This window comes from Xanthomonas campestris pv. asclepiadis (assembly GCF_020784175.1).
Classification (GTDB): Bacteria; Pseudomonadota; Gammaproteobacteria; order Xanthomonadales; family Xanthomonadaceae; genus Xanthomonas; species Xanthomonas campestris_D.
Genome location: NZ_JAJGQM010000012.1, coordinates 21,255 through 46,102, shown reverse-complemented (window position 1 = coordinate 46,102; position 24,848 = coordinate 21,255). Strand labels below are relative to the sequence as shown.

General features: G+C 66.6%; 23 protein-coding genes and 1 other RNA gene. 16 read left to right on the top strand and 8 right to left on the bottom strand.

The features are described from left to right. Positions 1-4: 4 nt before the first annotated feature. Positions 5-637, top strand: a complete 633-nt coding sequence (locus LL972_RS08015) for an NAD(P)H-binding protein (RefSeq protein WP_228327136.1) — start codon at positions 5-7, stop codon at positions 635-637. A gap of 169 nt (positions 638-806) precedes the next feature. On the opposite strand, the gene LL972_RS08010 is transcribed toward LL972_RS08015, so the two are convergent. Then, positions 807-1,583 carry an SDR family NAD(P)-dependent oxidoreductase gene (locus tag LL972_RS08010; protein WP_429002129.1) on the bottom strand — a complete coding sequence of 259 codons (777 nt, stop codon included), beginning with the start codon at positions 1,581-1,583 and terminating at the stop codon, positions 807-809. A gap of 213 nt (positions 1,584-1,796) precedes the next feature. Between LL972_RS08010 and LL972_RS08005 the strand changes: the two genes are divergently transcribed. From LL972_RS08005 to LL972_RS07990, 4 genes are all read left to right on the top strand, one after another. Beyond that, positions 1,797-1,871, top strand: a non-coding RNA gene (locus LL972_RS08005) — sX9 sRNA. A 242-nt stretch (positions 1,872-2,113) separates the two neighbouring features. Then, positions 2,114-3,523, top strand: coding sequence for an FAD/NAD(P)-binding protein (locus tag LL972_RS08000; RefSeq protein WP_228327135.1), 1,410 nt, complete (start codon positions 2,114-2,116; stop codon positions 3,521-3,523). 480 nt (positions 3,524-4,003) lie between these two features. Continuing rightward, a complete protein-coding gene (locus tag LL972_RS07995) occupies positions 4,004-4,435 on the top strand; it encodes a VirK family protein (RefSeq protein WP_228327134.1) in 432 nt (143 codons plus the stop codon). Between the two features lie 138 nt (positions 4,436-4,573). Next, positions 4,574-5,011 carry a VirK family protein gene (locus LL972_RS07990; RefSeq protein WP_228327133.1) on the top strand — a complete coding sequence of 146 codons (438 nt, stop codon included), beginning with the start codon at positions 4,574-4,576 and terminating at the stop codon, positions 5,009-5,011. 266 nt (positions 5,012-5,277) lie between these two features. Here LL972_RS07990 and LL972_RS07985 read toward each other — a convergent pair whose 3' ends face one another. Continuing rightward, positions 5,278-6,753 (bottom strand): efflux transporter outer membrane subunit, encoded by a 1,476-nt coding sequence (locus tag LL972_RS07985; protein WP_228327132.1) that lies wholly within the window; start codon positions 6,751-6,753, stop codon positions 5,278-5,280. Between the two features lie 88 nt (positions 6,754-6,841). Between LL972_RS07985 and LL972_RS07980 the strand changes: the two genes are divergently transcribed. The 4 genes from LL972_RS07980 to LL972_RS07965 all read left to right on the top strand — a co-directional run bounded on the left by LL972_RS07980 (position 6,842) and on the right by LL972_RS07965 (position 12,710). Then, on the top strand, positions 6,842-7,459 hold the full coding sequence (locus LL972_RS07980; protein WP_228327131.1) for a TetR/AcrR family transcriptional regulator: 618 nt from the start codon (positions 6,842-6,844) through the stop codon (positions 7,457-7,459). Positions 7,460-7,537: 78 nt separating this feature from the next. Continuing rightward, positions 7,538-8,680 (top strand): efflux RND transporter periplasmic adaptor subunit, encoded by a 1,143-nt coding sequence (locus tag LL972_RS07975; protein ID WP_228327130.1) that lies wholly within the window; start codon positions 7,538-7,540, stop codon positions 8,678-8,680. After that, positions 8,677-11,769, top strand: a complete 3,093-nt coding sequence (locus LL972_RS07970) for an efflux RND transporter permease subunit (protein WP_228327129.1) — start codon at positions 8,677-8,679, stop codon at positions 11,767-11,769. Before LL972_RS07975 ends, LL972_RS07970 begins: the two co-directional genes overlap by 4 nt. 134 nt (positions 11,770-11,903) lie before the next feature. Further along, positions 11,904-12,710, top strand: coding sequence for an oxidoreductase (locus tag LL972_RS07965; RefSeq protein WP_228327128.1), 807 nt, complete (start codon positions 11,904-11,906; stop codon positions 12,708-12,710). A 330-nt stretch (positions 12,711-13,040) separates the two neighbouring features. Here the strand turns inward: LL972_RS07965 and LL972_RS07960 are convergent, their stop codons facing one another. Then, complete coding sequence (locus LL972_RS07960; RefSeq protein ID WP_323134211.1) at positions 13,041-13,769, bottom strand: SDR family oxidoreductase; 729 nt, start codon at positions 13,767-13,769, stop codon at positions 13,041-13,043. A 156-nt stretch (positions 13,770-13,925) separates the two neighbouring features. Between LL972_RS07960 and LL972_RS07955 the strand changes: the two genes are divergently transcribed. After that, positions 13,926-14,330 (top strand): winged helix-turn-helix transcriptional regulator, encoded by a 405-nt coding sequence (locus tag LL972_RS07955; RefSeq protein WP_228327126.1) that lies wholly within the window; start codon positions 13,926-13,928, stop codon positions 14,328-14,330. Positions 14,331-14,550: 220 nt separating this feature from the next. Then, positions 14,551-14,883, top strand: a complete 333-nt coding sequence (locus LL972_RS07950; RefSeq protein ID WP_127169788.1) for a DUF6172 family protein — start codon at positions 14,551-14,553, stop codon at positions 14,881-14,883. Positions 14,884-14,943: 60 nt separating this feature from the next. Here the strand turns inward: LL972_RS07950 and LL972_RS07945 are convergent, their stop codons facing one another. After that, complete coding sequence (locus LL972_RS07945; protein WP_228327125.1) at positions 14,944-16,236, bottom strand: DEAD/DEAH box helicase; 1,293 nt, start codon at positions 16,234-16,236, stop codon at positions 14,944-14,946. 657 nt (positions 16,237-16,893) lie between these two features. On the opposite strand from LL972_RS07945, the gene LL972_RS07940 reads away from it, so the two are divergent. Next, positions 16,894-17,679 (top strand): SprT family zinc-dependent metalloprotease, encoded by a 786-nt coding sequence (locus tag LL972_RS07940; RefSeq protein WP_228327124.1) that lies wholly within the window; start codon positions 16,894-16,896, stop codon positions 17,677-17,679. A 142-nt stretch (positions 17,680-17,821) separates the two neighbouring features. On the opposite strand, the gene LL972_RS07935 is transcribed toward LL972_RS07940, so the two are convergent. Beyond that, the gene (locus tag LL972_RS07935) at positions 17,822-18,688 is read right to left on the bottom strand and encodes an alpha/beta fold hydrolase (RefSeq protein WP_228327123.1); all 867 of its coding nucleotides are present in this window, start codon (positions 18,686-18,688) and stop codon (positions 17,822-17,824) included. 2 nt (positions 18,689-18,690) lie between these two features. Then, positions 18,691-19,656, bottom strand: a complete 966-nt coding sequence (gene hemH / locus LL972_RS07930) for a ferrochelatase (RefSeq protein ID WP_228327179.1) — start codon at positions 19,654-19,656, stop codon at positions 18,691-18,693. Positions 19,657-19,808: 152 nt separating this feature from the next. Here hemH and LL972_RS07925 point away from each other — a divergent pair, with 152 nt between their 5' ends. The 4 genes from LL972_RS07925 to tatC all read left to right on the top strand — a co-directional run bounded on the left by LL972_RS07925 (position 19,809) and on the right by tatC (position 22,424). Next, positions 19,809-20,711 carry a lipid-binding SYLF domain-containing protein gene (locus tag LL972_RS07925; RefSeq protein WP_228327122.1) on the top strand — a complete coding sequence of 301 codons (903 nt, stop codon included), beginning with the start codon at positions 19,809-19,811 and terminating at the stop codon, positions 20,709-20,711. A 73-nt stretch (positions 20,712-20,784) separates the two neighbouring features. Then, positions 20,785-21,012: a Sec-independent protein translocase subunit TatA gene (tatA, locus tag LL972_RS07920; protein ID WP_228327178.1), complete on the top strand. Its 228-nt coding sequence runs from the start codon at positions 20,785-20,787 to the stop codon at positions 21,010-21,012. A 15-nt stretch (positions 21,013-21,027) separates the two neighbouring features. Continuing rightward, positions 21,028-21,690 (top strand): Sec-independent protein translocase protein TatB, encoded by a 663-nt coding sequence (tatB, locus tag LL972_RS07915; RefSeq protein WP_228327121.1) that lies wholly within the window; start codon positions 21,028-21,030, stop codon positions 21,688-21,690. Then, positions 21,687-22,424, top strand: coding sequence for a twin-arginine translocase subunit TatC (gene tatC / locus LL972_RS07910; RefSeq protein WP_104534832.1), 738 nt, complete (start codon positions 21,687-21,689; stop codon positions 22,422-22,424). Before tatB ends, tatC begins: the two co-directional genes overlap by 4 nt. Positions 22,425-22,718: 294 nt before the next feature. Here the strand turns inward: tatC and LL972_RS07905 are convergent, their stop codons facing one another. Next, entirely contained in the window at positions 22,719-23,618 is a 900-nt protein-coding gene (locus tag LL972_RS07905; RefSeq protein ID WP_228327120.1) for a BPSS1780 family membrane protein, read from the bottom strand. Between the two features lie 45 nt (positions 23,619-23,663). After that, positions 23,664-24,428, bottom strand: a complete 765-nt coding sequence (locus LL972_RS07900; RefSeq protein WP_228327119.1) for a glutamine amidotransferase — start codon at positions 24,426-24,428, stop codon at positions 23,664-23,666. Between the last annotated feature and the right edge of the window lie 420 nt (positions 24,429-24,848).

Sequence of the window (24,848 nt, the reverse complement as noted above, 5' to 3'; positions counted from 1 at the left end):
TCTGATGGATGTGTTGCTGGCAGGGGCCACCGGTCTGGTCGGCAGACATGTCCTGCAACAACTCCTGGCCGATGCGCGCTGCACCGGTGTGGTGGCGATCACGCGCCGGCCGTTGTCGCAGATCCATCCCAAGCTGCGCAACCAGGTGATCGATTTCGATCGCCTGGACCACTGGACCGCACCCCGCATGGAAGCGGCCATCTGCGCCCTGGGCAGCACGATGAAACAGGCCGGCTCGCGTGAGGCGTTCTACCGCATCGATCACGATTACCCGATGGCGCTGGCACGCGCGGCCTGCGCGCAGGGTACCTCGGTGTTCGTGCTGAATTCGGCGGCCGGTGCCGATGCGCACTCGCGCATCTTCTACAACCGCGTCAAGGGCGAACTGGAACGCGACCTGCGCGCGGTCGGCTTCCCCTCGCTCACCTTCGTGCGCCCGGGCCTGATCGGCGGCGAACGCGAGCAGCGGCGTACCGGCGAACACATCGGCAGCCTCGTGCTGGGCGCGCTCGGCCCGCTGCTGCCGCGCCGCTTCCGCATCAACCCGTCTGAACGCATCGCCGCCGCCATGGTGGGCGCCGCGCTGGCACCGGCGCGTGGGGAGCACAGTGTCGAGGCTGCAGAGCTGGTTGACTAACGCTGTCTCGTCGCCTCGTCGCGAGGCAGTGGGATAGAGGTGAGAAGCCGCCGTGTCGTAGGAGCGTGCCTGCGCGCGACGAGGCGTTACCGATAAGGCTTCGTCGCGCGCAGGCACGCTCCTACGGGTCCACGCGGCGGATCGGCATCTTGCCAGCACAAATACCGTCTCACACCCCCAACGACTGCCCGCCATCCACCGCCAGCACCTGCCCGGTGATCCAGCGCGCTTGCGGCGATGCCAGAAACAACGCCGCATCGGCAATGTGTTGCACCTGCCCGAATCCGCCAAACGGAATACTGTCGCGGATGCGTGCATACAGGTCCGGCTCTGCGTCGCGACGCCGCGCCCATAGCCCGTCGGGAAACTCGATCGAACCGGGCGCGATCGCGTTGACGCGGATGCGTTCGCGCGCGAGTTCGGCGGCCAGCGTGGTGGTGTAGTAATTGAGTGCCGCCTTGGCGGTGGAATAGGCGATTGCGCGTGGCGTGGGGCGCTGCGCATTGATCGAGCTGATGTTGAGGATCACCGCAGCAGCGCTGTTGCGCAGGTACGGCAGCGCGGCGCGATTGCAGCGCACGGCGGCCATCAGGTCGATATCCAGGCCGGCCTGCCAGCTGGCATCGTCGCTGCCGTGTCCATAGCCGGAGGCGTTGTTGATCACCACATCCAGGCCATCCAGCGCCTGCGCTGCGGTTTGCACATAGGCCTCGATCTGCGCAGCATCCGACAGGTCGCAGGTGAAGGTGTGTACTGGAGCTCCATGAGGCGCCAACGCGTGGGCGGCCTGTGCCAGGCCATCGGCATTGCGTGCGCACAGCGAGACCTGCGCGCCGTTGCGCACGAACGCTTCGGCAATGGCCAGGCCGATGCCACGGCTGCCGCCTGCGATCAGCACGCGTTGATTGCGCGGCGAGTTTTGCATGGGTGCTGCGGAAATGGACATGACGGACACTCGATCGGAAACCGGCATTATCGAGCAGCCCGGTCATGACGCGGTGCCCGGTGCCGTTGCAGTGTTGAACGCAGCATCGCAATGTCTGCTGTCCGTTTCACTCTTCCACCGCTTCTGCCAACGACGCGTCGACCACCGCGCATAGCGGGCTGGCGATCTACTGCGCTCATCCCCAGGCGCGCGCGGCCGGTGCCCGGAATTGCCATGTGCCACTCGTACACTCAGGTTTTGAGCGCCGTCCACACGCCCCGAGCGATTGCTCGCTACGTTTTATCAGTCACCCTAATGGCGGTGCGCAGCGCTGCGCTACGCGCCAGGTTGGGAGCCATGCACCGGCACCTGCCTGCGGTCGCGTGCGCTGTCATCTGCGTGCAATCCGGTGTGCGCGCAGCTTGCGACGCAAGCCTCATCACCAAGCATGATCAGCTCATGCGTTTTCGGTTGTTCGCTACTAACCATTTGTTTACACGCTTGCATCGCGCTGCGGGCAAAACGTGCGGGTCATTCAGTGGGAGTTGCACATGGAAACCCATATCACCGTCATCGGTGCCGGCTTTTGCGGCACCGCGCTGGTCCGTGCACTGGCGCAGACGGCCGATGCGCAGGTGCGCATCACCCTGGTCGGCGTTGCCGACACCTTCGGCAGCGGCATCGCCTATGGCGCCGCACGGCCGGAGCACCTGCTCAACGTGCGCGCCAAGGACCTGGGAATCGATGCGCAGGCGCCAGGCGCCTTCGCCGACACCTTGCACCTGGGCGACAGCGGGCGGCTGGAATTCCTGCCGCGGCTTGCCTATGGCGATTATCTGCGCAGCGAGCTGGATACCGCGGTCAGTGGCGCGCAGGCGTCGATCGTGCGGCTGTCGCAGGAAGCGGTGGCGGTGGAGCGTGCGCGCAAGGGCTTCCGTGTATTCCTGGCCAATGGTGACGCCTTCCACAGCGATCGGGTGGTGCTGGCGGTGGGCGCATTGCAGCCGCAGGCACTGGCCGGGATCGGCCCGCGCCTGAGCGTGCATCCGCGCTATATCGGCTGGCCGTGGCAGGGCGATGCCCTGGCGCGCTTGTCGCCGGACGACGACGTGCTGATCGTCGGCACCGGGCTGACCATGGTGGACGTGGCATTGACCCTGCACACACGCGGGCACCGCGGCCGCCTGCTGGCGATTTCGCGGCGTGGCCTGGCGCCGCAGGCGCATCTGCGCCAGCCTGGCACGGCGCTGGAGTTGCCGCCGCATCTGCAGCGCGCGCTCAAGGATGCCGACCTGCGCGGCCTGCTACGCGGCGTGCGCCAGCTGAGCGCCGTGGTCGACGACTGGCGACGCGTGGTGGATGCCTTGCGCCCGCATCTGCAACCGCTGTGGCAGCGGCTGGAGTTGCCGCAGCGTGCGCGTTTCCTGCGCCATCTGCGCCCGTATTGGGAAGTGGCGCGGCATCGGGTTGCGCCGGGCGCGGCGGAACAGATGGCGCAATTGCAGGAATCGGGGCAACTGCAGATCGTCGCGGCGCGGCTGCTGCGTGCGCGTTGGGTACCCGACGGCGTGGAAGCGGTGATCCGCCCGCGTGGATCGGCCGACGCGCAGACCGGTCATTACGATGCGGTGATCCGCGCCACCGGGTTGGATACCGATATCGACCGCACCAGTGACCCGCTGATCGCCGGCATGCGCGAAGCCGGCCTGTTGCGGGCCGACCCGCTGGGCCTGGGCGTGGATACCGATGCGCAACTGCGCGTGCGCGATGGCACCGGGCAGATCGTGCCGGGGTTGTATTGCGTGGGCCCGTTATTGCGCGGGCGTTATTGGGAAATCACCGCCGTGCCCGAGTTGCGCGTGGCCACACGTGCATTGGCAGAACGCCTGTTGCTGGGTGCGATGCCGGCGTTACAGCCGGAGCCGGAGCAGGTGCCGCGCGAGGTCAATGCGCGTTTGTAGTGGGGTGTGCGTTCATTCCAGCTCTTGATGGAGGCATGGCGTTGAAGCTTGGACGAGCTTGGGTTCGAACCCTTCTCCCATCGGGAGAAGGTGGCGCGCTAGCGCCGGATGAGGGTGCGCGCGCAGCCTCGTGGGGTTGGGTGATTCCGCTTTGAAAAAGTTGGTTCCGGTCGACGCGCGTCAGCTGCATTGCTTTACGCGTGCATTAGACACTTGGGTAATGCTCGTATCGTCTGCCGACGACCGACTTTCCTTTGTCATTTTTTTCTGGCGATAGAAACGCCCGATCACGCTGCAAGCAGCCTCTGCGCGCGCAGGCATAGCCCGCATCCGGCAATTTCGTGCGGACTTCGCCAAACAGCGCAATCATGCAGCGTGATGCGTAGCGCAGCGCGCCGGTGCAGACAGGACTGGGTCATGTTGACGGCCCTGGGCTGATTACAGTCCAGGTCGCTTCATTCCCTCGTCCTGGAGGTCGCCATGCCCCGTCTTGCTCCCATCACCTTGCTCGCCACGCTGTGCGCCTGTGCGCTGCCCGCCTGGGCCAGTGAATCGCTCAATACCCGTGCTGAAGTGCTCGCGGCCCTGGAGGCCGGCTATGACGTCAGCCTGACCACCGACCTTGGCCGCTGCACACCCGAAGAAGGCACGCCGGTCACGCAGACCCGTGGCGGCCGCCATATCGACGCGTACCGCATCACCGAAGACGGCACCGCCGCGTTCTCTGGTTCGCACTTCACCGTGGCCAACGACGGCAAGCCGATCCAGCAGTTCATGCGCTACCAGTTGCGCCCGGATGGCAGCGTGCGTTTCACCACCTACATGTATGACCTGCCAGGCCTGCAGCAACGCGGGCCGGTGCTGGCGTATCAATGCACGATCAATCAAGGCATTCGCTTCCACGCCGATTGAGTGCGTTGCGCAGTGATGACTGCGGTCTGCAGCGCAGCGCCATCGCGTTGCACTGCAGCCAGCAGCCGTCGCAACGGCTCCAACACCCGCGTGTCCTGCAATGCACTTGACCGCCAATCACTTCCTGAGGAAACCCGCATGCCGTCACATCCAGGTTTGTCACTCGTTGTTGCCGCGCTATGCAGCGCGGCGATGCCTGCGTTCGCCACTGAATTGTTGAGCAGCCAGGCCAGCTTGATCGATGCGCTGGAAGCGGGGCGCTCGGTTGCGGTGTCGGTCGATCTGTCGCGCTGCACGGCCGAGGCGGGGACTGCATCCAGCCAGAGCCGCGGCGGCGTGCGCATCGGTGCGTACCGGTTGACCGCCGATGGCACGCTGGCGTTCTCCGATACCCAGTTCATTGCCGCCAGCAGCGATGGCATGCCATTCCAGCAGTTCCAGCGCTATCAGGTGGGCGCGGACAACCGCGTGCGGCTCACTACCTACATGTACGACCTGCCGAGCCTGCAGCAACGCGGGCCATTGCTGGCATATCAATGCGCGATCGATCAAGGCATTCGCTTCCACGCGCACTAGAGCGCCGACACGTTGCGCGGCCACGCTGCCGGTGGCATCGCATCGATGACGCGGCAGCGTCAACATCGATGCGGCCTGGCCAGTGGCGCACGTTCGCAGAATGCAGGCGATGCATAGTCACCATCAGCACCAATGCTGCGCCGATCACACGGAGTTCTCACCGGGGAAGCGCATGGGGTGCGTCTAACGCGAGCAGACCGCGCGTGCCGATGCCATGCAATCGCCGCGGTCGGCGATTGCATGGCCGCCTCTTGCCTGTGTCGACGTTACCGCGGTGAGGACTGCTGCACCGCAACCGCGTCGGCGGCGTTGGATTGCCAGCCACCGCCCAGCGCCCTGAAGGTGGCCACTGCGCTGCGCGCTGCATCCGTGCGCGCCTGCACCTGCGCATCGGACGCGCGCAGCAGCGTGTCGTCGGCATTCAGCACTTCGATCAGGCTGACCGCGCCTTTCTCATAGGCCAGCGCCGAGGCGCCACGCGCCTTGCCGAGTGCATCCACACCTTGAGATAACACCGCTGCCTGCTGCTCGCGTTTGACCAGTGCGGTCAACGCATTCTCCACGTCTTCCGTGGCGCGCAACACGGCCAGGCGATACGCGGCCAGCTGCTCGGCTTCCTGACCCTTGGCCTGGGCGATCTGCGCATTGATGCGGCCGAAGTCGAACAGCCGCCAGCGCAGCCCCAGCACACCGGACGACTGCGCGGCATCGCCGGTGAACAGGTTGCCGCCGGAGATGGCCGTGGCGCTGCCGAGCAGTCCGCTGAGCGAAAATTTGGGGTAGTACTCGCTCATCGCCACGCCGATGCGCGCGTTCGACGCTGCTAGCCGGCGCTCGGCAACGATCAGGTCCGGGCGGCGCCGCAGCAGGTCGCCGGGCGTGCCTGTCTCGGCGATCTGCGGTGCAAGCGGAATCGGCTTGGTGGCGGCCAGTTCCGCGCGGTGCGTGCCGGGCGGCACACCCAGCATCACGTCCAGGGCGTTCATCGCCGCGACCAGGCCGCTTTCGATACCAGGCACCGATGCCTGCGCCTGCGCTAGCGCGCCTTGCGCCTGGTGCAGTTGCAGCTCGGGCGCCAGTCCCTTGCCATGCAGCAGCGTCACCATGGACAGCAGCCCCTGCTGGGTGGCGACCTGGCGCTGCGCCATCTCCAGCCGGGCCTGCAGGCCGCGGATGCTGATGTAGATATCGGCGGTCTGCGCCGCCACCGCCAGGCGGGTGGCGGCGGCACCGGCTTCGCTGGCCTGGTAGTCGGCCAGGGCGGCCTGGCGCCCGCGACGCAGGCCGCCGAACAGATCCAGCTCCCAGCTCGCGCCCAGGTTGGCTTCGTAGGTGCTGGCATAGCGGTCGAAGTTGGGCGTGCTGCTGAGCACCTGGCCAAGCGGCGTTTCCAGCGACTGGTAGGCGCGGGTCGCGTTGCCGCTGATGTTGCCCGAAGGCAGCAGCGCGGCGGTGGCGGCGGTCAGCCCGGCGCGGGCCTGGGTGACGCGTGCGGTGGCCTGGGCCAGGTCCAGGTTCTGCACCAGCGCCTGGGTGACGTAGCGGCTCAGGTCCGGGTCGTTGAAGCCGGTCCACCAGGTCGATAGCTCGGCCTGCCGCGCGGCAGGGCGCAGGTCGACTGCTGCCTGCCCCGCATAACGGTCGGGCAGGGGTGCCGCGGGGCGGGTGTAGGTCGGACCGACTGCACAGCCCGCGGCAAGGCTGGCAACGACAAGCACGGCAACAGGACGGAACGGGGACATGGCAGACCAAACAGGCAGGAATGAGTTGTGACTATAATACGAAATGGTCACTTTTGTATGTCGGGCGCGACGGCGCTAAGCTGGCGGCATGAGCAAGACACCCAGCTACCCCGTTTCAGGCCGCGGCCCGGCCGACCATGACGTGCGCAATCAGATCGTGATTGCCGCCACCGAGCATTTCAGCCGCTACGGCTACGAGAAGACCGCCGTCTCGGACCTGGCCAAGGCGATCGGGTTCTCCAAGGCCTATATCTACAAGTTCTTCGAATCCAAGCAGGCCATCGGCGAGATGATCTGCAGCAACTGCCTGCGCGAAATCGAGACCGAGGTGCGTGCCGCAGTGGACGAGGCGGAGCAGCCGCCGGAGAAATTACGGCGGCTTTTCAAGGTCATGATCGACGCGAGCCTTCGACTGTTCTTCCAGGATCGCAAGCTATACGAGATCGCCACGTCGGCGGCCACCGAGCGCTGGCAGTCGGTCCGGGCCTATGAGGTACGCATCCAGAAGCTGTTGCAGGAGGTGCTGCAGCAAGGCCGGCAAGGTGGCGATTTCGAGCGCAAGACGCCATTGGACGAGGCCACCCAGGCGATTTACATGGTGCTGCGCCCATATATGAACCCGTTGCTGCTGCAGCACAGCCTGGAACAGGCCGACGAGGTACCCGTGCTGTTGTCGAACCTGGTGTTGCGCAGTCTGTCGCCCTGAATATTGTTTGTGACTATTGACTGATTTGGTCACAGGTCTCAGGATGCGAGCCTTCATCAGCTCGCTCCGGGATTTGCCATGCTTCGGCGCCTCGTTACCTCCGCCGCCTTCTGTGTATTGCCGCTGGCATTGATCGCCTGCGGCAAGGCACCACCGTCCGATCCGCGTACCGCGGCCCCGTTGGTGCGCGTGGCGATCGTTGCAGACGCTGGCGCAGCGTCGCGCAGCTTTTCCGGCACGGTCGCGGCCCGGGTGCAGAGCGATCTGGGCTTCAGGGTCGCGGGCAAGGTGCAGGAGCGGCTGGTCGATGCTGGCCAGCGCGTGAAACGGGGCCAGCCGCTGCTGCGGATCGACCCGGTCGACCTCAAGCTCGCCGCGCGGGCGCAGCAGGACGCGGTGGTGGCGGCGCAGGCACGCGCCCAGCAGGCGGGTGAGGATGAAGCGCGCTACCGCGATCTGCGCGGCACCGGCGCGATTTCCGCCTCGGCCTACGATCAGATCAAGGCGGCCGCCGATGCCGCCAGGGCGCAGCTGAGCGCCGCCCAGGCCCAGGCCGATGTGGCGCGCAATGCCAATCGCTATACCGACCTGCTGGCTGATGCCGACGGCGTGGTGATGGAGACCCTGGTCGAGTCGGGCCAGGTGGTTGCTGCCGGGCAGCCGGTGGTGCGCCTAGCGCATGCCGGGCCGCGCGAGGCGGTGATCCAGTTGCCGGAAACCCTGCGCCCGCAGGTTGGCTCGGTGGCCCAGGCCACCTTGTTCGGCAACGCCGCGGTCAGCGTGCCGGCCACCTTGCGCCAGCTTTCCGAGAGCGCCGACCGGCTGACGCGCACCTTCGAGGCGCGCTACGTGCTGGACGGCGCACTGGCCGACGCGCCACTGGGGACCACCGTCAGCCTCCGCATCGCCGATGGCACGACCGCCGGCACCCAGGCCGGGCTGCAGGTGCCGCTGGCTGCGGTGTTCGATGCCGGCAAGGGGCCAGGCGTGTGGGTTATCGCTGGCAACCCGACCCGGGTGAGCTGGCGGCCGGTAACGGTGCTGGGCCTGGATGACGACCACGCCAATGTCGCCGGCAAGCTGGCGCGCGGCGAGCGCATCGTGGCGCTGGGGGCGCACCTGTTGCGCGACGGCGAGCGGGTGCGGGTCGCCAACACGATCGCGCCTGCCACTGGCGCGACCGGCGCCAAGACCGCGGCCGCGGCAGGAGCGCAGCCGTGAGCGAGGGCCGATTCAATCTCTCGGCACTGGCGGTACGCGAGCGCTCGATCACGCTGTTTTTGATCTTCCTGATTTCGTTGGCCGGCCTGGTCGCATTTCTCAAGCTGGGCCGCGCCGAAGACCCGGCCTTCACCGTCAAGGTGATGACCATCGTGACCGCCTGGCCGGGTGCCACGCCGCAGGAAATGCAGGACCAGGTGGCCGAAAAACTCGAAAAGCGCCTGCAGGAACTGCGCTGGTACGACCGTAGCGAAACCTATACACGCCCCGGCCTTGCGTTCACCACCTTGACCTTGCTGGACAGCACGCCGCCCAGCCAGGTGCAGGAGCAGTTCTACCAGGCACGCAAGAAGGTGGGCGACGAAGTCGGCAACCTGCCGGCCGGTGTGATCGGGCCGATGGTCAACGACGAATATGCGGACGTCACCTTCGCGCTGTTCGCCCTCAAGGCCAAGGGCGAACCGCAACGCCTGCTCGCGCGCGATGCCGAGACCCTGCGCCAACGCATGTTGCATGTGCCGGGCGTCAAGAAGGTCAACATCATCGGCGAACAGCCCGAGCGCATCTTTGTCGAGTTCTCGCACGAGCGCCTGGCCACGTTGGGCATCAGCCCGCAGGACGTGTTTGCCGCGCTCAATGCGCAGAACGCCTTGAATGCGGCAGGTTCGGTGGAGACGCGTGGGCCGCAGGTGTTCATTCGCCTGGACGGCGCGCTCGACAGCCTGCAGAAGATCCGCGACACCCCGCTGGTGGTGCAGGGCCGCACCCTGAAGCTGTCGGATATCGCCACGGTCAAACGTGGCTACGAAGATCCGTCCACCTTCATGATCCGCAGTGGCGGCGAGCCGGCGTTGCTGCTGGGCATCATCATGCGCGATGGCTGGAACGGGCTGGATCTGGGCAAGTCGCTGGACAGCGAAGTGAGCGCAATCAATGCCGAGCTGCCGCTGGGCATGACCCTGAGCAAGGTCACCGACCAGGCGGTCAACATCGACGCGTCGGTGGGCGAATTCATGACCAAGTTCTTCGTCGCATTGCTGGTGGTGATGCTGGTGTGCTTCGTCAGCATGGGCTGGCGCGTGGGTATCGTGGTGGCGGCGGCGGTGCCGCTGACGCTGGCGGCGGTGTTCGTGGTGATGCTGGCCACCGGCAAGAACTTCGACCGCATCACGTTGGGGTCGTTGATCCTGGCGCTGGGATTGCTGGTGGACGATGCCATCATCGCCATCGAGATGATGGTGGTAAAGATGGAGGAAGGCTACAGCCGCGTCGCCGCATCGGCCTATGCGTGGAGCCATACCGCCGCGCCGATGCTGTCCGGCACGCTGGTGACCGCGGTCGGCTTCATGCCGAACGGCTTTGCCGCCTCCACTGCCGGCGAATACACCAGCAACATGTTCTGGATCGTGGGGATTGCATTGATCGTGTCGTGGGTGGTGGCGGTGGTGTTCACGCCCTACCTGGGGGTCAAGCTGCTGCCGGACCTGAAGAAGATCGAAGGCGGCCATGCCGCGATGTACGACACACCGCGCTATAACCGCTTCCGCAATGCGTTGGGACGGGTGATTGCGCGCAAGTGGCTGGTGGCCGGCTCGGTGATCGGGCTGTTCGTGCTGGCGATCCTGGGCATGGGCATCGTCAAGAAGCAGTTCTTCCCGATCTCCGATCGCCCCGAAGTGCTGGTCGAAGTGCAACTGCCGTACGGAACCTCGATCAACCAGACCAGCGCGGCCACCGCCAAGGCCGAAGCCTGGCTCGCCAGGCAGGACGAAGCCAAGATCGTCACCGCCTACATCGGGCAGGGCGCGCCGCGCTTCTTCCTGGCCATGGGCCCGGAGTTGCCGGACCCGTCGTTTGCCAAGATCGTGATCCGCACCGATGACCAGCACCAGCGCGATGCATTGAAGCTGCGTTTGCGCAAGGCCATTTCCGAAGGCCTCGCATCCGAAGCACGCGTGCGTGTCACCCAGCTCACCTTCGGACCGTACTCGCAGTTCCCGGTGGCGTACCGGGTCAGCGGACCGGACCCGCAGGTGTTGCGTGGCATCGCCGCGCAGGTCAGGCAGGTGATGCAGGACAGCCCGATGCTGCGCACCGTCAACACCGACTGGGGCACGCGCACCCCCACGCTGCATTTCACCCTGGACCAGGACCGCCTGCAGGCAGTGGGGCTGACCTCGACCGCGGTGGCCCAGCAACTGCAGTTCCTGCTCAGTGGCGTGCCGGTCACGCTGGTGCGCGAAGATATCCGCAGCGTGCAGGTGATGGCGCGTTCGGCCGGCGACACGCGCTTCGATCCGGCGCGCATCGCCGACTTCACCCTGGCCGGCGCCAATGGCCAGCGGGTGCCATTGGCGCAGGTGGGCAAGGTGGATGTGCGGATGGAAGAGCCGATCATGCGGCGTCGCGATCGCGTGCCGACGATTACCGTGGGCGGCGATGTCGATGACCAACTGCAGCCGCCGGATGTCTCGGCCGTGATCACCAGGCAATTGCAGCCGATCATCGAAAAGCTGCCCAGCGGGTATCAGATCAAGGAGGCCAGTTCCATCGAGGAATCCGGCAAGGCGACCACCGCGATGCTGCCGCTGTTCCCGATCATGCTGGCGGCCACCTTGCTGATCATCATCCTGCAGGTGCGCTCGATCTCGGCGATGGTGATGGTGTTCCTGACCAGCCCGCTGGGCCTGATCGGCGTGGTGCCGACCCTGATCCTGTTCCAGCAACCCTTCGGCATCAATGCGCTGGTGGGCCTGATCGCGTTGTCGGGCATCCTGATGCGTAACACGCTGATCCTGATCGGGCAGATCCACCACAACGAGGCCGAGGGCCTGGATCCGTTCCATGCCCTGGTGGAAGCCACCGTGCAGCGCGCCCGGCCGGTGATCCTGACTGCGCTGGCGGCGATCCTGGCGTTCATCCCGCTCACGCACTCGGTGTTCTGGGGCACGCTGGCCTACACGCTGATCGGCGGCACCCTGGCCGGCACGATCCTGACGCTGGTGTTCCTGCCGGCGATGTATTCGATCTGGTTCAAGATCCGCCCCGACCCCGGCAACGGCACCGCGGCGGTTGCGCAGCACGCCTGAGCTCCATTGGCGACGGCGGCCATGCTGCCGTCGCCTTTCGCTATAGGCCCTTGTCATCCTCGCGTTCGATCCGCGCGCCGCCAACGGCTGCGCACCTGGCCGGCCGCTCTTCCCTCAGAGATAAAGGAATTACCATGCAACAGCAGTCCGTTGTGCTGATCACCGGTGTGTCCTCCGGCATCGGCCGCGTTGCCGCAGAGCGCTTCGCCCAGCGCGGCTGCACCGTCTACGGCAGCGTGCGCGCGCTTTCCGGCGCCGCGCCGCTGGCCAATGTGGAATTGGTCGAGATGGATATCCGCGACGCTGCCTCTGTGCGGCGCGCCGTCGACGGTATCGTCGGCCGCAGCGGCCGCGTCGATGTGCTGGTCAACAACGCAGGCAGCAGCCTTGTCGGCGCAGTGGAGGAAACCAGCCCCGAGGAAGCTGTCGTGCTGTTCGATACCAACGTGCTGGGCATCCTGCGCACGGTCCAGGCGGTGGCGCCATACATGCGTGACAAACGCCGAGGGCGCATCGTCAATGTCAGCTCGGTGCTGGGCCTTTTGCCGGCACCGTACATGGGGGTGTATGCCGCCTCCAAGCACGCGGTGGAAGGCTTGTCGGAAACGCTGGACCACGAGCTGCGCCAGTTCGGTATCCGGGTGACGCTGGTGGAACCGGCGTACACCAAGACCAGTCTGGGCAGCAATTCGCCGGTGGCGCAGACCACCATCGCCGAGTACGACCGCGAACGTGGGGTGGTCAGCCTTGCGGTCACCGGCTACATCGACAATGCGCCGGGACCGCAGGACGTGGCCACCACCGTGGTGGAGGCCGCACTGGGCAAGTGGCGCATGCGTTGCACCCCGCCCGGCCAGGCATCGCTGCTGAGCAAATTGCGCCGGTTCATGCCCGCCAGCGCGGTGGATGGCAGTTTGCGCAAGCAGCTTGGGCTGGCCTGACGCACGTAGCGCACCTGCGGGTGGATGCGTGACACCTTGCGCATCGACAAACACTGCGCGTCGCCGGGCAGATGCGGGGGGTGCCTGCAATCGCCACGCACCGCCTGTCCATCGCCGGCCTTATGTGTCTCGCCCATCCATGTGGGGCGACCCGTCAACGCTTGGCAGCGGCGGCCAGGTCGACCGCGTGCCGAGCGATGACCAGCGCACCGATTTCGAGCACCGACCACGCCCGGGTGGCGGTGCGCACAGGGGTTTTGCTAGCTGCTCCAAAGCGTCGCGTGCCCCATGCCGCCGGGGAGCCGGCTGCATGGAGTGGTCGAGCATCCGTTACACCTGGTCGGTGGGCACCACATAGACTTCGGCAATATTGACGTTCGCCGGTGCCTGCGCTGCGAACAGGATGGTGTCGGCAATATCCATCGGATCCAGCATCCGAACCGTGCCGGCATAACCGGCCATCATTGCCTGATATTCCGCGCTGGTGGTCTGTGCCGGAAGCTCGGTTGCAACGATGCCTGGCTGAATGCTGGTGACGCGGATGTTGTGCTTCTTGCCGACTTCCATGCGCAGGCCTTCGGTGAACGCGGTCACCGCAAACTTGCTTGCCGAGTACACCGCAAATCCCTGGCCAAAGACCTTGCGCCCGGCGATCGAGGAAGTATTGAAGACATGGCCGGAATGCTGCTTGATCATCTGCGGCAGCACCGCTGCGGCCACGTTGAGCACGCCTTTCACGTTGACATCGATCATCTGTTCCCATTCGTCGGTATGGAAGTCATCGATGCTGGACAGCGGCATGATGCCGGCGTTGTTGACCAGCACATCAATGGCGCCATAAGCGGCGATCAGTGCTGCGACGCCGGCAGTGACCGAGTCCTTGCTGGCGACATCCATTTCCAGCACGACGGCCTGGCCGCCCGCCTGCTCGATGTCTGACTTCAATGCCTGCAGCCGGTCGATGCGACGTGCGGCAAGGCCCACCTTCATTCCTGCCGCTGCGAGTTTCTTGGCCGTTGCGCTACCGATGCCGCTGGAGGCGCCGGTAATCAGGGCCACTTTGCCGTGGAGCTCATTCGTTGACATGGACAGTCTCTCGCTGGTTGTCGATACGGGAATGGACGCGGCGATGCCGCGTCCAGTCGGTTTTCAGTACCGGTGAGATGATATCCATCCTATACTTAGTTTCAATTACGCACTTTGAGGTAACTAGATATGGCCGAGGAAACCGCTGCGCCCTGCGACCTCTATCGCATCTCGGATATCCGCACCGTGCTGGAGCCGATCGCCAACAAGTGGTCGATCATGATCATGACGGTGCTGTGCAACGGGCCGACGCGCTTCAATCAGATCAAGCGGCAACTGGACGGGGTGACGCACAAGTCGCTGACCGAAGCGCTGCGGCGGCTGGAGCGGATCGGCTTGATCAGCAGGGAAGTGATTTCCTCGTCCCCTGTGGCCGTGCAATACCGGCGCACGCCCTTGGGCGATACTCTGGAAGCACCGCTGATGGCACTGCTGCATTGGTGCCAGGACCACGCCGATGAGGTGATTGCGGCCGAGCAGGCGTTCGGCGCGGGCACGCAAGCGGTGGCGCCAGCAACGGCAACGGTGGGGTGAGGGACTGCGGCTGATGCACGTGTGCGCGATGACGAGTTGAGGTGGCGGAATCTTGCACGTGGTGCTGCCTGGCATCGGCGTGCACCCCGGCACGAACGCGACCACGCAATCGAGCGCATGCCCATGCAGGTGCCTGCTCGGTCCACGCCAATGGCCGGCGATTCACCCAGAGTGGCCGCATGGCCTCACAATAGGCGGCCAGTTCCCAACCGATGTCGTCATGCGCAAGACCTACCAGCTCAACCTCGAAGGCAAGAACCGCGATCGTCTGCTGGAGTCCAGCAAACACGATATTCGCAAGTACATTCGCCGCGAGCGCCGCAAGGATTTGCCCGAAGGCGCGGATTACTGGGACTTCGACATGCGCTTCGGGGTGGACGAGGCCAGCGCCGCACCGCTGCCGCCTGCCGAGCTGATCCGCTCGATCAATGCGCTCACCAGCGAGGGCGGCGAGCAGTTCTTCGTGGAAATCCTGCGCAAGCCCGGCAAACGCACCCCGCGTGCGGATGGCGACAACGCGCCGGGCGGCGAGCTGGATTTCGAGCAGGACTGAGGCATCGTCGCACCGTCCACCTTCGCGTGACGACGGCGCGTCAGGTGGCACTCCCTGCTGTCAGTCGGGCTTGCCAGCCTGCGTCGCGGCCGCTGCGCGTTGCTTGTCCTTCTTGCTCGGCCGCCTGCCCTTGATGCCGCCGTTGTCGTCCGGAGCGCGCGCGCCGACATGTGGCGTCTGCGTCGCAGGCGTCGTTGCCGCCAGGGTCGGCTCGAAACCGGCAACCACGCTGGTGGGCACGCGCAGGCCCTGGCGTTTTTCGATCAGGCGCCATTGCGGCTGGCTCTCTACGGTGATGAAGCTGATCGCAAGGCCGCTGGCGCCTGCGCGCGCGGTGCGGCCGATGCGGTGGGTGTAGTCCACCGTCGAGCGCGGCAGGTCGTAATTGACAACTGCCGGCAGCGCCTCGATATCGAGGCCGCGCCCGGCCAGATCAGTGGCCACCAGCACCTGCAGCTCGCGCTGTTTGAAGGCATGCAACGTACGCTCGCGGCGACCCTGGCTCAGTTCGCCATGCAGCGGCTGGGCGTTGATGCCGGTCTTGGTCAGTTTTTCGGCGACTTTCTCGGCGGTGTGCCGGCTGGCGACGAACACCAGCACATGCGACCAGCCGTGTTCCTGCAGCAGGTGGCGCAACAGCTGCGTGCGCTGGCCGGCATCGACGGCGATCGCGCGTTGTTCGATCGCAGGCGCAGCTTCCGGGGTGGCATCAACGGTGATGCGTAGCGGGTCGCGCAGGCGACGCTTGGCCAGCGAGGCGATGCCGGGCGGAAACGTGGCCGAAAACAGCACGCTCTGGCGCTGCGTCGGCAGCAAGGCCAGGATGCGATCGAGCTCGGCGCCGAAGCCCAGTTCGAGCAGGCGGTCGGCTTCGTCCAGCACGAGCGTGGCAACCTCGCCCAGGCGCAGCGCGTTGTGATCCACCAGGTCCAGCAACCGGCCGGGCGTGGCGACCACGATATCGGCACCACCGCGTAGGGCAAGCAGCTGCGGATTGATCGAACTGCCGCCGGTGGCCGCAACGATCCTGAGCCGCCGCGGCAGATGCGCGGCCAGCTGGCGCAGCGTGTCGTCGACCTGCGCAGCGAGTTCGCGCGTGGGCACCAGCACCAGCGCACCGAGCACGCGCGGCGCGGTGTCCGGAGCCAGGAAACGTTGCTGCAGCAGCGGCAGCGCATAGGCCAGCGTCTTGCCCGAACCGGTCTGCGCCATCGCAATCAGGTCCCGGCCCTGCAGCATCGGCGCAATCGCCTGCTGCTGGATCGGCGTGGGCGTGTGGTGGCCGGCGCGTGCCAGCGCGGTGTCGAAGAATGGCTGCAGCTGCGGCGACAGCGAAAGATGGGCAAATGACATGGACCGATTATCCAGGCATTTGCACTGCAATGGTCGGTGGGACTCATGTGGGGTCGCCGCAGGCACTGCGTCGGTGCGCGGGCAGGGGCCCTGCAGCCAAGCCCCAGCGTCGAGGGCGCGGCGCCCTCACCGCTTGCGGGACACGCCGTGAATCCGTCCCTGGAGGCTCGGTGGCGGCATCCATGCCGCCACACGGTCCCGCAATCGGCGAGGACACCGCACCAGGCAGTTGGTCGGCTGCTTTCCTGAAAGCATGCTCCGCTTGCGTGGCAGACGAGACGTTTGCAGGTTACGTGTTGGAGGTCTATCTGCCGTTCGACTTGCGATGGAGCACTGGTGGGAGTGGAGCGAACGCCTGGTGATCCAACCAGTGCACGTCGTGCGCATCACGTACTGCTTGCAACTAAACACACCGACTATATCGATAGGTCCTTGCCCGCTCACCGTCGCGGGACCTTACGCGGCATGGATGCCGCGTAAGAGCCTCCATGGACGGATTCACGGCGTGTCCCGCGATGGTGGGCGGGCAAGGGCCCTGCAGCCAACGCGCAGCGTCGAGGGCGCGGTGCCCTCACCGCTCGCAGGACACGCCGTCACATCGCATGTATCAATCGCGCCATCTCACCACCTGACACATCGCAGCGCTATCCTGTGTCCATGTTCAAGCCCGTCCGCCGTCTGATCGCGCCCGCCCCGCAGGTTGTCGAACGCGACTGCGTGCGCGTGCAACTGGATGGGCGCGAAATCGCGGTCTTGCGCGTGCGCGACCCGCGTGCGCGGCGCATCAAGCTCAGCGTCGACGAACGCGGCGCGCGGTTGACCTTGCCGCTGCGCGCAAGCCTGGTGTCGGGCGAGCGCTTTCTGCAGGCGCACCTGGACTGGTTGGGCACGCAGCTGTCGCGTTATCAGCAGGTCGATGCCTTTCCGGCGTTGGAGCGTGGCGTGCCGGGGTTGCTGCCGTTACGCGGCGCCTTGTTGCCGCTGAGCTGGCATGACGGGCGCTACGCGCGTATCGAAATTACCGATGACGGCGCGCAGTTCCATGTGCCGACCCGCCTGGGCGATGCAGGCCTGCGCCGCACGTTGAAGGAATTCTACGAAGCACAGGCGCGCGCCGATGTCGGACGCTGGTTGCCGAGCTATCTGCCCGGCCTGCCGCGCGCGCCGGCGCGGGTGCGGCTGAAGGTGATGTCCTCGCAGTGGGGCTCGCTGGCACCGGATGGTTCGATGGCGCTGGATCTGGCGCTGGTGCTCGGCCGCCCGTCCGCGTTCGAATACGTGCTGGTGCACGAGCTCTGCCACCTGCTGCAGGCCAATCACTCGCCTGCGTTCTGGGCCGAGGTGGAGCAGCGCTTTCCCGCCTGGCGCGACGAGCGCAGCTATTTCCACGAGCACGGGCGCCAGCTCAAGGCGCAGCTGCGGCGGTTGTTGCAGGTGGAGTAAGGCAGGTCGTCGCGATGCAGTTGCCGCCGCTGACGCTACCTGCCGGTGCTGCCGGCACTGAGGTCTGCTGTCGCATGCCGGGCAATAAGCACGAGCGTCAGCGCCGTGGCATCGCGCAGGACGCATGCATGCATTCCACGCATCACGCGTGCGGCGGCGGCAACGACGCCAGGAATCCGTTGATCACCGCCGCCACCGCTTCCGGCGCTTCCATATGCACATGGTGGGTGCCGGGCAAAAGATGCAGGCGCGCATCGCGCATCAGCGCCACGCGGTGGTCGCGCAAGGCGTCGGGGAAGTACACCTGCGCCGGCGTGGCGAAAATGGCCTGGGTCGGGCAGGCAATGGAGGCCAGCAGCACGTCGATCTGCGCTTCGGTCATGCGGATCGCCGTGGGCAAGGTCAGGCGCGGGTCGCTGCACCAGCTGTAGCCGCCTTCGACCGCGCAGACCCCGCGCTCCACCAGCAGCCGTGCTGCCGGTTCGGTGAGCTGGTTGGCCATCATGCGTGCGCGCACCGGCATTTCCATCGAGGGGAACACACGTAAAGGCCGCTGTGCCAGCGTGCGTGCCGATGCCACCGCATCGCGCAGGCGGGTGGCGGTGCCTTCCACCGGCTCGGCCAGTGCGCCCAGCGCCTCGATCGCGATCAGTGCCTCCACGCGCTCCGGCGCCGCGGCGGCGAGCAGGCTGGCAACGCCACCGCCCAGCGAGTGGCCGAGCACGCTGAAGCGGTCCCAGCCCAGGTCATCGGCGACCTGCAACAGAATCCCGATCGCGCTGCTGAGCGTGTACTCGGCACCGGTCGGCAACCACGCGCTGTGGCCGTGACCAGGCATGTCGAGCAGCACCAGGTCCAGATCCTGCGCATGCAGATGCGCGCTCAGCGGCAGGAAGCTGGCCGCGTTGTCCAGCCAGCCATGCAGGGCCAGCACCCGGCGCGGGCCACGATCGGGGTTGCGCAGTCCGGTGATCCGGCCGATCGCCAGCTCGCACGCAAACGGCTCCAACCTCACGCGCGCCGTGCCACTGCGGCCAGTGCCTGCGCATGCGCCGGGCTGGCGTTGAGGCAGGGGATGTAGCTCAGGGTGGCGCCGCGCTCGGCCAGCGTTTCGGCAAAGCCCAAGGCGACTTCTTCCAGGGTTTCCAGGCAATCGGTGGCAAAGCCCGGGCACACCAGGTCGAAGCTGCGCACGCCGCCTTCGGCCAGTTTCCACAAGGTCGGTTCGGCGTAGGGCTGCAGCCAGCGCTCCGCGCCGAAGCGCGACTGGTAGCCCATCTCCCAGTCATCCGCGCCCAGGCCGAGCGCGGTGACGATGGCCTGCGCGCTGCGCTCGCATTGCTGCGGATACGGGTCGCCGGCATTGGCCACGCGCTGCGGCAGGCCGTGGAAGGAGAACATCAGCTTCTCGCTGCGCCCGTGCGCCTGCCAGTGCGCACGGATCGAATCGGCGATCGCCGCGACCCAGCCGGCGTCTTCGCAATAGTCCTGGATCACCTCCACCGCGATCTCCGGCGCGCCCGGGCGCCAGGCATCGATCACGTCCTGGATCGACGCGGTCGTGGTCGTCGAATACTGCGGATACAACGGCAATACCACGATGCGCTTGATGCCGCGCGCACGCAGGCCGTCCAGCGTCTTGCGCAGCGCCGGGGCGCCATAGCGCATGGCCCATTCCACGTGCCAGTCCGGCATGACCTCCTTCAGGCCCTCGGCCAGGCGGCGCGTGTACACCGCCAGCGGCGAGCCGTCCGGCAGCCAGACCTTGGCGTACTTCTCGGCCGACTTGGGCCCGCGGATGGGCAGGATCACCCCGTACAGCAGCGGCTTCCAGAACAGCGGCGGGATCGCGACCACGCGGCGGTCGCTGAGGAATTCGGCCAGGTAACGGCGCACGGCCGGGGCGGTGGGCGACTCGGGGGTGCCGAGATTGACGACCAGCAGGGCGGTATCGGAAGTGGTATTCATGCGCGCCATTCTGGCAGAGCGCAGCAGTGCTGCCGAGGACAGCGCATCGATCGCCCCCATTGATCGCCTCTGGCACCCGGTTGCGCTCACCACCGATTCATTGCGCCACCACTAACGTCGCGCCATTGCTATCTTTGACGGATTGTCCTTTGGAGCTTGTCATGCCTCGTCTGTCGCGCCTGGCCCTGTTGTTGTCGCTGACCTTCGCCGCCGGCCATGCCGTCGCCGGCCCGGAAGAGGACCAGCGCGCGCGTAACGCGGTGCGCGTGCTCAACGAGATCATGAAGATTCCCGAGCAAGCGATCCCGGACAAGCTGCTCGACGAGGCGCGCGCCATCGTGGTCATCCCCGACACGCTCAAGGCCGGGCTGGTGATCGGCGGCCGTCGCGGCCATGGCCTGATGTCGATAAAGAATGCCGACGGCAGCTGGTCGCAGCCGGTGTTCGTCAAGCTCACCGGCGGCAGCATCGGCTTCCAGGCCGGCGTGCAGTCCTCCGACGTGGTGCTGGTGTTCCGCAACGACCGCAGCCTGGACAACATCGTCAACGGCAAGTTCACCCTCGGCGCCGATGCCGGCGTGGCCGCCGGCCCGGTCGGCCGCAATGCCGCCGCGGCCACCGATGGCCAGCTCAAGGCCGAAATCTGGTCGTGGTCGCGCGCCCGTGGCCTGTTCGCCGGCGTGGCGCTGGACGGTGCGGTGCTGCAGATCGACGATGCCGCCGACCTCAACGCCTACGGTGGCGGCGCCACCCCGCGCATGATCTTCGAGGGCCGTACCAACGAGCGTGCCTCCACCGACGTGATCGCCTTCCGCGACCGTCTGGAAGAGGCGACCTACACCGCACGCGCCAATCGCGGCACCGATGGCAGCGCCGACGACGGCGCCAGCGCGCCGCGCCCGGCAACGCCGCCGCCGGCGCAGGCGGCCACCACACCGCCGCCTGCGGTCAACGAGGCCAGCACCGTGCCGATGCAGCCCAGCACCACGCCACCGCCGCAGCAGGGTTTCCAGCCGGTGTCTGATGGCGAGATCCGCACCGAATCGCTGGACGGCAACCGCTGACGCGCTGTCATCCCCCTGCGCGGTGCGCTGGGGTATCCTGCGCCTTCCTTCTTCTTCAGCAAGCGAGCAGATCATGGGCGGTTTCAGCATTTGGCACTGGCTGATCGTGCTGGTGATCGTGTTGCTGGTGTTCGGTACCAAGCGGCTCACCAGCGGTGCCAAGGATCTCGGCAGCGCGGTCAAGGAATTCAAGAAAGGCATGCACGACGAGGACAAGCCGGCCGGCAAGCTCGGTGACGACACCCGCACGGCCGAGCAGGCACGTGAGGCGCAGGCCGAGCGCGATCGCGACGCGCGTTGATCCGGAGCGGCGTCGGTGTTTGACATAGGTGTTGGCGAACTGACGCTGATTGCGATCGTCGCCCTGGTGGTGCTCGGTCCCGAGCGCCTGCCCAAGGCGGCCCGGTTCGCCGGATTGTGGGTGCGCCGCGCGCGCATGCAATGGGACTCGGTCAAGCAGGAACTCGAGCGCGAGCTGGAGGCCGAAGAGCTCAAGCGCAGCCTGCAGGACGTGCAGGCTTCGCTGCGCGAAGCCGAAGACCAGCTGCGCAACAAGCAGCAGCATCTGGAGCAGGGTGCGCGCGCGTTGCACGACGAGGTGGGCCGCGATATCGATATCCGCAGTCCGGCCACACCGGTGGCGACACCGCTGGAGCTGGCGCATGCGGATCTGTCGGCCGGGGCAACTGCTGCGTCGGCAGCGGGCGCTGCGGATGCGGCTGACCATGAGGCCGCACCGGTCATTGCCCAGGCCCAGCCGATTGCGCCGGCGCCGCATCAAACGTTGGTACCGGCCCCGCACGACACCGTGGTGCCGGCGCCGCATGCCGCGCATCTCAGCAGCACCAGTGCGCAGGCGCAGGCGCAGACGCCGGCCACCACCACGCTGATGGAGCCGAACACGCTGAAGGCGCCGAACACGCTGAAGGCGCCGACCGAGCCGGCCGCGCCAAGCAAGATCCAGGAGAAACAGCCGTGAGCCTGTTCGACGACGCACAGGCCGAAAGCAGTCTGATCGAGCATCTGGTCGAACTGCGCGCGCGCCTGGTGCGCGCCCTGATCGGCCTGGGCGTAGTGTTGCTGGCGCTGCTGCCGTTTTCCCGCGCGATCTATTCGTGGCTGGCCGCGCCGCTGATTTCGCAGCTGCCGCTGGGGCAGACGATGATCGCGATGAATCCGGCCGGCGCGTTCTTCGCACCGCTCAAGCTGACCTTCTTCGTGGCGGTGTTCTTCAGCGTGCCGTGGCTGCTTTATCAGGCCTGGGCCTTCGTGGCGCCGGGCCTGTACCAGCGCGAGAAGAAACTTGCATTCCCGTTGCTGGCCTCGGCGGTGGCGCTGTTCTACATCGGCTGCGCGTTCGCGTATTTCCTGGTGCTGCCGGCGGTGTTCCACTTCCTGACCACGTTCAAGCCGGACGTGATCGCCATTACCCCGGACGCCAATTCCTATCTGGATTTCGTGTTGGCGATCTTCTTCGCCTTCGGTGCGAGTTTCGAGTTGCCCGTGGCGCTGGTGATCCTGGTGCTGCTGGGCTGGGTCAGCCCCAAGCAACTGAGCGAAGGCCGCGGCTACGCCATCGTCGGCATCTTCATCCTGGCCGCCGTGCTCACCCCGCCGGACGTGGTCTCGCAGCTGATGCTGGCCATCCCGATGTGCCTGCTCTACGAGCTTGGCATCATCGCCTCGCGGGCGGTGGGGCCGAAGGCAGCCTAGCGCGTTCGTTGCGGTGAGGCGCGCCGACGATGCAGGTGCGCGATGCAGTCGCTTCCAAACACTGCCTGGCATCGCTCTGGACGCAATCACCCACTTAGGAGCGCACCCGGGCGCGACCGGGGCTCTCCCGACGGGCCTCGTCGCGCCCAGGTGCGTTCCTACGGGTTGGGATGGTCTGGCGCGGCGAACACGCTCGCGCGTGAACGAGAGCGTCCCGGGGAAAGCCTGTCGCGCCCGGGTGCGCTCCTACGGATCGGGGGCCTGAAGCGGCAGATACATCCGCAGGTCAGGATCTCAGGCCGCGAACACATCCGGGCGAGACGGTGCAGTTGGCTGCGCGACGCTGCCGTCGTGGGTGAACATCTGCTTCCACGCGGCATACACCGAGCCGGCGAATACCGGCATCAGCACCGCCATCAACAGCAGCTGGGCCAGCCACATCGCCACGGTCTGGCCGGCGACCAGGCCGACGATCAGCGCCACGATCATCACCGCGAAATAGATCGCGAAGATGGCGATGAAAGCCAGCACGAAGAACACCAGCATCGCCGGCAGGTTGTGCAGGCTTGCCCGCAGGCTCTCGCGCAGCGCATGGCCGCCGGTGCTGCGGTCGAACATCACCTGCGGCGGCATCACGAACAGTGCCAGGGTCATCGCCGCGAACGTGGCGATGGTCAGCAGCAGCCACAGCAGGATGCGGCCGGCCGGCAGGCTGGCGGCCAGCTGCTCGATCTGCACCGGGTCCGGCTGCGCGCCGGACTGGCTGATCTGGTTGATCTTGATCATCACCTCGGACAGCTGCTGCAGCCCGCTGGCGCCGATCATCACCAGCAGCAGCACGCCCAGCAGCAGGCCGGCGATCAGCTGCGGCAGCAGCGACACCAGCAGGTGCGGCGCGCGGCCGTCCTGCAGGCCGTGCAGCAGATGCGACGGCTTGGCGATGCGGCCTTCGTCGACTTCGCGGATTGCCCACAGCAGGCCGCCCATGAACAGCGGGCCGGCCAGCACCAGCAGGAACTGCAGGGCCGGGCCCAGCAGCGGCACCAGCACCGACAGGGACACCACCAGGGTGGCGGCCACGCTCCAGATCACCCCCAGCGAGCCAAGCGCCAGCGGCGCCCGCTTCAACAGCGAGAAACCGGTCAACAGCCATTCTGCGCCGGCAGACGCCGGCACCTTGCGGATTTCGCTCATTCCCATTCCGGATCGATACGCACCGGACCATCCGGCGTAGCGCGATTATCGCTGCTTTTGCGTGTGTGCGGCGGGATGAGTGGTCACTGTTTGCAGGCCGCGTGCGTGATGCACGAATCGGCGCAGCAGCTTGCGGGCGATCGGCGCGGCGGTGACCTCCCGGGCGACCGTACGGGCGCAGTGGCCGTGGCGGGCGATGCACTCGGCGCGCGCCTGCACATAGCCGCGCATGTGGTGGGTGGCGAACTCGGGGTGGAACTGCACGCCCCAGGTGGCCTGGCCCCAGCGGAAGGCATGGCAACGGTCCTGCCGCGAATGCGCCAGCACGATGGCCCCGTCCGGGGCGCGCACCACGGTCTGCATGTGCGTGGCGTGCGCCGGGAAATGCGCCGGCAGGCCGGCAAACAAGGGGTCCTGTTCGGCTGGCGGGTGCAATTCCAGCGCGATCGTGCCGGACTCGCGCCCGGCCGGGTTGTAATCGACTTCGCCGCCCAGCGCGTGCGCCAGCAGCTGGTGGCCGTAGCAGATGCCGAGCAGCGGCATGCCCTGGTGGGCGGCATCGCGCAGCCAGGCGGCACTGCGCTCGCTCCAGTCGGCGCGGTCGGTGACGTAGGCCGCCGAGCCACTGACGATGGTGCCGGCAAAGCCGTCGCGGTCGGGCAGGCGGTCGCCGTTGGCGACATCGATGGCGACGGTCTCATGCTCGGCCAGCCCGGCCGCAACGCGGATCCAGTGCCGAAAACGGCCGTATCGCTTCATCTCCGGCACGGGGTGCCCGGTTTCGATGATCAGGAACGGCAAGGCGGACATGCGGATGAAAATCCAGCAGCGACTGATGTGCCCGATTGTAGGCAGCTCCCACCGGTTTTTTTCAAGTGGCGTGCCAACGCATGCAGCTAAGGTTATTCCGGATGGCTATGTGCTGATGGCTGGGGGCGGGGCGCTGGTTACTTGCGCTGTGTGGATGTAAGAGCAGTGATGGCTGAGATGGCTTGTGCCACGTCGGTTGTCGGGGTGATCGTGCGCCGCTGATCTGGTTGTACTCGGCCGTGCCGTGTACTTGGTCAATGGTGAGGCCGAGTCCCTGCCAATGGCGCCATGTGCGTGCCGACGTACCCTCATCTGCCCTCCGGGCACCTTCTCCCGGTGGGGCGAGAAGGCACTGCTTGCGCGCCACTGGCGCGCGTGCCTTGGAGCGCCCGCGTCGCAAACGCGGGCCGGGGGACGCGG

What these genes read in the sequence shown, in the direction of transcription:
- LL972_RS08015 (WP_228327136.1), top strand. Translation starts at nt 5, where the DNA reads ATGGATGTGTTGCTGGCAGGGGCCACCGGTCTGGTCGGCAGACATGTC.
- LL972_RS08010 (WP_429002129.1), bottom strand. Translation starts at nt 1,583, where the DNA reads ATGTCCATTTCCGCAGCACCCATGCAAAACTCGCCGCGCAATCAACGC.
- LL972_RS08000 (WP_228327135.1), top strand. Translation starts at nt 2,114, where the DNA reads ATGGAAACCCATATCACCGTCATCGGTGCCGGCTTTTGCGGCACCGCG.
- LL972_RS07995 (WP_228327134.1), top strand. Translation starts at nt 4,004, where the DNA reads ATGCCCCGTCTTGCTCCCATCACCTTGCTCGCCACGCTGTGCGCCTGT.
- LL972_RS07990 (WP_228327133.1), top strand. Translation starts at nt 4,574, where the DNA reads ATGCCGTCACATCCAGGTTTGTCACTCGTTGTTGCCGCGCTATGCAGC.
- LL972_RS07985 (WP_228327132.1), bottom strand. Translation starts at nt 6,753, where the DNA reads ATGTCCCCGTTCCGTCCTGTTGCCGTGCTTGTCGTTGCCAGCCTTGCC.
- LL972_RS07980 (WP_228327131.1), top strand. Translation starts at nt 6,842, where the DNA reads ATGAGCAAGACACCCAGCTACCCCGTTTCAGGCCGCGGCCCGGCCGAC.
- LL972_RS07975 (WP_228327130.1), top strand. Translation starts at nt 7,538, where the DNA reads ATGCTTCGGCGCCTCGTTACCTCCGCCGCCTTCTGTGTATTGCCGCTG.
- LL972_RS07965 (WP_228327128.1), top strand. Translation starts at nt 11,904, where the DNA reads ATGCAACAGCAGTCCGTTGTGCTGATCACCGGTGTGTCCTCCGGCATC.
- LL972_RS07955 (WP_228327126.1), top strand. Translation starts at nt 13,926, where the DNA reads ATGGCCGAGGAAACCGCTGCGCCCTGCGACCTCTATCGCATCTCGGAT.
- LL972_RS07950 (WP_127169788.1), top strand. Translation starts at nt 14,551, where the DNA reads ATGCGCAAGACCTACCAGCTCAACCTCGAAGGCAAGAACCGCGATCGT.
- LL972_RS07945 (WP_228327125.1), bottom strand. Translation starts at nt 16,236, where the DNA reads ATGTCATTTGCCCATCTTTCGCTGTCGCCGCAGCTGCAGCCATTCTTC.
- LL972_RS07940 (WP_228327124.1), top strand. Translation starts at nt 16,894, where the DNA reads ATGTTCAAGCCCGTCCGCCGTCTGATCGCGCCCGCCCCGCAGGTTGTC.
- hemH (WP_228327179.1), bottom strand. Translation starts at nt 19,656, where the DNA reads ATGGCGCGCATGAATACCACTTCCGATACCGCCCTGCTGGTCGTCAAT.
- LL972_RS07925 (WP_228327122.1), top strand. Translation starts at nt 19,809, where the DNA reads ATGCCTCGTCTGTCGCGCCTGGCCCTGTTGTTGTCGCTGACCTTCGCC.
- tatA (WP_228327178.1), top strand. Translation starts at nt 20,785, where the DNA reads ATGGGCGGTTTCAGCATTTGGCACTGGCTGATCGTGCTGGTGATCGTG.
- LL972_RS07905 (WP_228327120.1), bottom strand. Translation starts at nt 23,618, where the DNA reads ATGAGCGAAATCCGCAAGGTGCCGGCGTCTGCCGGCGCAGAATGGCTG.
- LL972_RS07900 (WP_228327119.1), bottom strand. Translation starts at nt 24,428, where the DNA reads ATGTCCGCCTTGCCGTTCCTGATCATCGAAACCGGGCACCCCGTGCCG.